The organism is Bacillus solimangrovi, from assembly GCF_001742425.1.
Lineage (GTDB): Bacteria > Bacillota > Bacilli > Bacillales > Bacillaceae_N > Bacillus_AV > Bacillus_AV solimangrovi.
This window is the reverse complement of sequence record NZ_MJEH01000032.1, coordinates 24,424-31,472: the sequence shown is the minus strand read 5'-3', so window position 1 is coordinate 31,472 and position 7,049 is coordinate 24,424. Positions and strand designations below refer to the sequence as shown.

General features: G+C 36.3%; 7 protein-coding genes. All 7 read left to right on the top strand.

Annotation, left to right across the window (positions count from 1 at the left end):
- Positions 1 to 262: amino acid kinase family protein (locus BFG57_RS11680; protein ID WP_483771157.1), on the top strand; the 262-nt coding region annotated here is incomplete at its 5' end.
- A gap of 3 nt (positions 263 to 265) precedes the next feature.
- Entirely contained in the window at positions 266 to 823 is a 558-nt protein-coding gene (gene frr / locus BFG57_RS11675; RefSeq protein WP_069717670.1) for a ribosome recycling factor, read from the top strand.
- Positions 824 to 968: 145 nt separating this feature from the next.
- Positions 969 to 1,745: an undecaprenyl pyrophosphate synthase gene (locus BFG57_RS11670; protein WP_069717669.1), complete on the top strand. Its 777-nt coding sequence runs from the start codon at positions 969 to 971 to the stop codon at positions 1,743 to 1,745.
- Positions 1,746 to 1,767: 22 nt separating this feature from the next.
- Positions 1,768 to 2,556, top strand: coding sequence for a phosphatidate cytidylyltransferase (locus tag BFG57_RS11665; protein ID WP_069717668.1), 789 nt, complete (start codon positions 1,768 to 1,770; stop codon positions 2,554 to 2,556).
- 21 nt (positions 2,557 to 2,577) lie between these two features.
- Complete coding sequence (gene dxr, locus BFG57_RS11660; RefSeq protein ID WP_069717667.1) at positions 2,578 to 3,729, top strand: 1-deoxy-D-xylulose-5-phosphate reductoisomerase; 1,152 nt, start codon at positions 2,578 to 2,580, stop codon at positions 3,727 to 3,729.
- Between the two features lie 39 nt (positions 3,730 to 3,768).
- Entirely contained in the window at positions 3,769 to 5,028 is a 1,260-nt protein-coding gene (rseP, locus tag BFG57_RS11655; RefSeq protein ID WP_069717666.1) for an RIP metalloprotease RseP, read from the top strand.
- Positions 5,029 to 5,259: 231 nt separating this feature from the next.
- Positions 5,260 to 6,951 carry a proline--tRNA ligase gene (locus tag BFG57_RS11650; RefSeq protein ID WP_069717665.1) on the top strand — a complete coding sequence of 564 codons (1,692 nt, stop codon included), beginning with the start codon at positions 5,260 to 5,262 and terminating at the stop codon, positions 6,949 to 6,951.
- The last annotated feature ends 98 nt before the right edge of the window (positions 6,952 to 7,049 follow it).

The following is a 7,049-nucleotide window of genomic DNA, read 5'->3' as shown; positions in this document are numbered from 1 at the left end:
AGCAGATGTTATTTTAATGGCTAAAAATAAAGTTGATGGTGTTTACAGTGCGGATCCTACAATTGATGTAACCGCAGAAAAATATACTGACCTATCTTATTTAGACGTTCTAAAAGAAGGTCTTCAAGTTATGGATTCTACTGCATCTTCGTTATGCATGGATAATGACATACCACTCATTGTTTTCTCTATTATGGAGGAAGGAAACATTAAACGAGCGGTAATGGGTGAAAAAATAGGAACTACTATAAGGGGGAAATAATCGATGCCACAAAGTATATTAACTAGTGTAAATGAAAGAATGGATAAAGCAATTAAAGCATTTCGTCGTGAGCTTGGGACAGTTCGTACGGGCCGTGCCAACCCAGCAATCCTAGACAAAGTACAAGTTGAATATTACGGAGCATTAACGCCATTAAATCAATTGGCTGCAATTTCAACACCAGAAGCGCGATTACTTGTTATTACACCATTTGACAAGAGCTCAATTGCTGATGTTGAACGAGCTATTTTAAAGGCAGAGCTTGGATTAACGCCTTCAAATGATGGGAATGTAGTTCGTATTGCAATTCCTGCATTGACACAAGAACGTCGTGGTGAACTTGTGAAGTTAGTGCGTAAATATGCGGAAGAAGCGAAAGTAGCAGTTCGTAATGTACGACGTGATGCCAATGATGATCTTAAGAAACTTGAAAAAAGTGGTGACATCACTGAAGATGAACTACGTAATTATACTGAAGATGTACAAAAGCATACAGATAAGCACGTTGCTGATATCGATGTTATTACTAAAGAAAAAGAAAATGAAATCATGGAAGTCTAAATCATTTCAAGGTACAATAAGATATGTAAAAGACCCTCTCTCGTAAGGGGGTTTTTTTACAATTGGAAGTATAATTTCGCTAAACTGACATGAGATTATATAATAATAGCATAATGGTTTAACAAATGCTTTGGAGGAAGCTGTAATGCTTGAGAAATTCACATTTAAGAAAAAGAATGAAGGTTCAGCTACTTCTTTGTTTACAAAAGAGGATATAATTAATGAACAAGTACCTCGTCATATTGCGATTATTATGGACGGAAATGGTAGATGGGCAAAAAATAGAGGACTACCACGTGTTGCTGGACATAGAGAAGGTATGCAAGTAATCCGGCGTATTGTTCGTTTAGCAAATGAACTTGGAGTTGAAGTGTTAAGTCTTTACGCTTTTTCAACAGAAAATTGGAAAAGACCACCGAAAGAGGTTGAGTTTTTATTGAAATTACCTCAGATGTTTCTTACTACATTTTTACCAGAACTGATCGAACAAAATGTACAAGTAAGGACAATGGGTGAGACTTCTGCTTTACCTGCTCATACGATTAATGCTGTTGAAGAAGCAATTGAGAAGACGAAAGATAATGACGGATTAGTTTTGAATTTTGCTTTGAATTATGGAAGTCGATATGAAATTATGACGGCGGCGAAAAGAATAGCTGAAGACATTAAGCTTGGCACTCTTAATGAAGTTGACATTGATGAAGAGAAGTTTAATGAATATATGATGACGAGTTATTTACCTGACCCTGATTTATTAATACGTACTAGCGGGGAAATTCGATTGAGCAATTTTATGCTTTGGCAGCTCGCTTATTCAGAATTTTGGTTTACAGATGTATTGTGGCCAGACTTTGGTGAGGAACAATTTGTTGAAGCAATATGTGAATATCAACAAAGAGGACGTCGATTTGGTGGCGTTTAGTTAAATAAAGGTGTTGAAAAAATTGAAACAGCGCATAATTACGGCACTCGTAGCAGGAATAATTTTTTTAGGAATTGTAGTTTATGGTGCTATGCCATTTACTATACTCGTATACTTACTAGCGAGTGTAGCACTATATGAATTACTTCGAATGAAGAATATACAGATTACTTCATCACTTGGGTTCATCGGTTTATTGTTTCTGTGGTTATTAATGATTAAAGATGATATTCTATATGCTAGCCCAATTGTAACATTCACAAAGATTGAGCTTGCATTGATAGTCGTACTTGTTTTATTATCAATTACTGTTTTGAGTAAAAATCGTTTTACGTTTGATGATGTAGGTTTTATAATCCTGTCTGTTGTTTATATTGGTGTTGGTTTTTATTACTTCATTGAAACGAGAGAACGTGGTTTAGATTATGTTATATATGCATTATTTGTAATTTGGTCAACGGATACTGGAGCATATTTTGTCGGACGTTCATTAGGTAAACGTAAGCTTTGGCCAAAGATTAGTCCGAATAAAACAATTGAAGGTTCAATAGGTGGTATTGTTTTCGCTTTGTTGACTGCAGTTATTTTTCAATTAGTACACCCGTTACATTCATCTATGATGATCGTTATATTGATTACGATTTTAGCTTCGATAACGGGACAAATCGGAGACTTAGTAGAGTCAGCATTTAAACGCCATTACGTAGTGAAAGATTCTGGTACAATTTTACCGGGACACGGCGGGATTTTAGATCGTTTTGATAGCTTATTATTTGTTTTGCCTGTCCTTCATTTTGTACATTTTATATAGAGAATAGGAGGACATGTAGTAGTGGTAAAGAAAATTAGTCTATTAGGTGCAACTGGTTCTATCGGTGTACAAACACTCGATGTGATTAGAGCTCATCCTACCTCTTTTACACTTGTTGCTATGTCTGTAGGGAAAAACATTGATAAGGCATTAGAATATATTTTGGAATTTAAGCCTCTTCTCGTATCTGTACAAGAACAACATGATGCAGAGCGATTACAACGGGAAGTCCCAAGTGAAGTGAAAGTTTTGTACGGGAGAAAAGGGCTGATCGAAGTTGCTAGCATTGACGCAGATGTGCTCGTAAATGCAGTGCTTGGAAGTGTAGGTTTAGAGCCAACATTAGCAGCGATTGAATCAGGTAAGCAAATTGCACTTGCAAATAAGGAGACACTCGTAACAGCTGGGCATATCGTAATGAAAAAGGCTAAGGAAAAGGGAGTTTCTATTCTACCGGTAGACAGTGAACATTCTGCAATTTTTCAGTGCCTAAATGGAGAATCCGAAAAAGATATTTCCAAGCTTATTATTACAGCTTCAGGTGGGAGTTTTCGAGATCGAACACGTGATCAACTAAACGGCGTAACTGTTGAAGAGGCATTAAACCATCCTAATTGGTCTATGGGTGCTAAGATTACTATCGATTCTGCTACGATGATGAACAAGGGGCTTGAAGTAATTGAAGCACATTGGTTATTTGATATTCCATATGATCAAATTGAGGTACTACTGCATAAAGAAAGTATAATTCATTCAATGGTTGAATTTACTGATACGAGTGTTCTTGCACAGTTAGGACTACCTGATATGAGAGTGCCAATTCAATATGCGCTAACTTATCCTACAAGACTTGAACTTCCACGTGCAAAAAGGTTAAACTTATTAGATATAGGTACATTGAATTTTGGAAAGGCAGACTTTGAGCGGTATAGATGTCTCCGTTTTGCATATGAATCAGGTAGACAAGGTGGTAGTATGACAACCGTGTTAAATGCTGCAAATGAAGAGGCTGTTAGTCAATTTTTAAATGGTAAAATAGAGTTTTTACAAATAGAGGTTTTAATTGAAGAAGCTCTCCAAAGACATTCATTCATTAAAGAGCCGGCTTTGGAAATTATCCACGAAGTTGACAAAGAGACACGTCAATTTGTTCGTTCCCTTATTCAAATCTAGGTGCTGAAAATTTAGCTGCCGATAAAGGTGGGAAATAATTTGAATCAAATATTAGCGTTTATTATAATTTTTGGAGTTCTAGTTTTTGTTCATGAGCTCGGGCACTTAATCTTTGCAAAACGATCTGGAATGTTAGCTCGTGAGTTTGCTATTGGTTTCGGTCCAAAAGTATTTTCATTTAAAAGGGACGAAACAGTATATACAATTCGCTTACTTCCACTAGGTGGATTCGTTCGTGTTGCTGGTGAGGACCCTGAACTAGTCGAAGTGAAACCTGGCTATCACGTTGGGTTGTTATTTAATCATTCCAATAAAGTTGAGAAGATTATTATAAATAATAAATCTAAATATCCTGATGCTAAAATAGTTGAAGTTGAACATGCTGATTTTGTTCATGATTTAGTTGTTACTGGATATGAAGAAAACGAAGAAACATTACAAACATATTCTGTAGATGAACGAGCAATGTTAGTTGCAGATGAACAAGAAACACAAATTGCTCCTTATCATCGTCAGTTTGTATCAAAAACGATCGGTCAGCGTGCTATGCAAATTTTTGCAGGTCCTCTTATGAACTTTGCTTTGGCATTTGTAATTTTCGTAGTTATTGCAATGGCTCAAGGCATTCCGACAAATGAAGCGAAGTTAGGTCAACTTACAGATGATGGAGCTGCACGTCAAGCTGGCTTATTAGAAAATGATCAGATTAATTCGATTGATGGTGAACAAGTATCAAGCTGGGAAGAGATTGTAAAGATCGTTCAACAACATCCTGATGAGCCAATTGAAGTACATTACGAACGTAATGGAGAAGAAAATGCAACGACTGTAACACCTAAAGCCCAAGTTCGTGGAGATGTTACAGTTGGTATTATTGGAGTATATCCTTCAGTAGAAAAGTCTTTCTTTGGCTCATTGAAATACGGGGTTGTTGAAACTGCTACTGTAACGAAAGAAATATTTACAGGACTAGGTCTACTCGTCACAGGTCAATTATCATTTGATCAATTATCTGGTCCAGTCGGCATATACGAATATACTGGTAAGGCTGTTGAGAATGGTATATACATCGCTATGCAGTGGACGGCGTTGCTAAGTATTAACTTAGGGATCTTTAATTTATTGCCTCTGCCTGCTCTTGATGGTGGACGTCTCACATTTATTGCAATTGAGGCTTTACGTGGAAAACCACTCGATCCTCAAAAAGAAGGTATGGTACATTTCATTGGGTTTGCATTCCTTATGTTATTAATGATTGTAGTGACATGGAACGATATCCAAACGTTCTTTTTGAAGTAAACATGAAGTAGGATAGTAGGTTCTGATATAGAAAAGACTTTCTCACTTGTATTGTGGTATTTCAGTGAACGTTTTCTTGTTAACATTTCTATTCTTTCAAAGTTATAAAGAAATTAATTTAGTCGTATCAAACGAGTGTTAATGAACGGAAGGTATACCGTGTGCGATTTTATTGCACACGGTGTTACCTTTATATTGTATAAGAGATCGAGAAAATGAGGTGCTATTAATATGAAACAAAGTCAAATGCTCATTCCAACATTAAGGGACGTTCCTGCAGATGCAGAAATTAAAAGTCATCAGCTGTTGATTCGTGCTGGATACATTCGGAAAAATGCATCAGGGATTTATAGCTTTTTGCCATTAGGTAGAAAAGTATTACAAAAAGTCGAGGCAATCGTTCGTGAAGAAATGAATAAAATAGGTGCAAATGAAATGTTAATGCCTGTGTTACAAGATGCTGAACTTTGGCGTGAGAGTGGACGATGGGATAAATTTGGCCCTCAACTAATGCGTTTAAATGACCGTCATGATCGTGAATTTGCTCTAGGTGCGACACATGAAGAAGTGATCACATCTATTATTCGTGATGATGTGAACTCATATAAACGTTTACCTTTAGCACTTTATCAAATTCAAACAAAATATCGTGATGAAAAACGCCCTCGTTTTGGTTTACTTCGTGGACGAGAGTTCACAATGAAAGATGCTTATTCGTTCCATGCAACAAAAGAATCATTAGATGAAATGTACGAAAAAATGTATACAGCATACTCAAATGTGTTTGAACGATGTGGATTAAATTTCCGTCCTGTAATTGCTGATTCTGGAGCAATGGGGGGGAAAGATACACATGAATTTATGGCATTGTCCGATGTCGGAGAAGATACAATCGCATACTCAGATATTTCTTCATTTGCCGCTAATATTGAGATGGCACCTGTCCTAGATACATATGAAAAATCTACTGAAGAAGCAGAAGAAATGAAGAAAATTGCTACCCCAGATGCAAAAACAATTTCAGATGTCGCTAAACATTTAGGTATTGCTGAAGAAAATTGTATGAAGTCATTGCTATTTAAAGTAGATGAGCGTTTTGTACTCGTAATTGTTCGTGGTGACCATGAATTAAATGAAATTAAATTTAAACACCTTCTTGAAGCAGAAGCTGTGACGATGGCTACTGAAGAAGATGCACAACAATTATTAGGGGCTAGTTTTGGTTCTCTAGGTCCAATCGATGTAACTGGAGATGTAGAAATTATAGCAGACAATGCTGTTAAAGCAATTGTTAATGGGACATGTGGTGCAAATGAAAATGGCTATCATTATATGAACGTAAACGTAGATCGTGATTTTAAACCTTCTCAATTTGCTGATCTACGATTTATTAAAGAGGGTGACCTATCTCCAGATGGAGAAGGTACAATTCAATTTGCTAAAGGAATTGAAGTTGGACAAGTCTTCAAATTAGGTACTTATTATAGTGAGAAAATGGGTGCACAATTCCTAGATGAGAATGGGAAAGCGAAACCTATGATTATGGGCTGTTATGGTATTGGTGTCTCTCGAACATTAGCTGCGATTGTGGAGCAGTTCAATGATGAGAGTGGAATTGTATGGCCGAAAGCAATCTCACCATTTTCAGTACATCTTATTCCGATAAATGTGAAGAATGATATACAACGTGAACTTGCTGATAAATTATATAATGAGCTTTCAAAAGTAGGTTTTGATGTATTATATGATGACCGTAAAGAACGTCCAGGTGTAAAATTTGCCGATAGTGATTTAATTGGTATTCCTTATCGTGTTACAGTAGGTAAAAAGGCAGAAGAAGGAATAGTTGAATTAAAGTATCGTGAAACAGGAGAAACGGAAGAAGTATCTGTTTCAGAGTTGGCTAATCGACTTGTAAATTAATTATTTTATTAACAAATGAGTTGAGTTCATAATAGGGGCATCTTCCTTCATTAATAAGGAGATGCCTTTCGTTTTCAAGTAATGAATATCGATTTTTA

What these genes read in the sequence shown, in the direction of transcription:
- frr (WP_069717670.1), top strand. Translation starts at nt 266, where the DNA reads ATGCCACAAAGTATATTAACTAGTGTAAATGAAAGAATGGATAAAGCA.
- BFG57_RS11670 (WP_069717669.1), top strand. Translation starts at nt 969, where the DNA reads ATGCTTGAGAAATTCACATTTAAGAAAAAGAATGAAGGTTCAGCTACT.
- BFG57_RS11650 (WP_069717665.1), top strand. Translation starts at nt 5,260, where the DNA reads ATGAAACAAAGTCAAATGCTCATTCCAACATTAAGGGACGTTCCTGCA.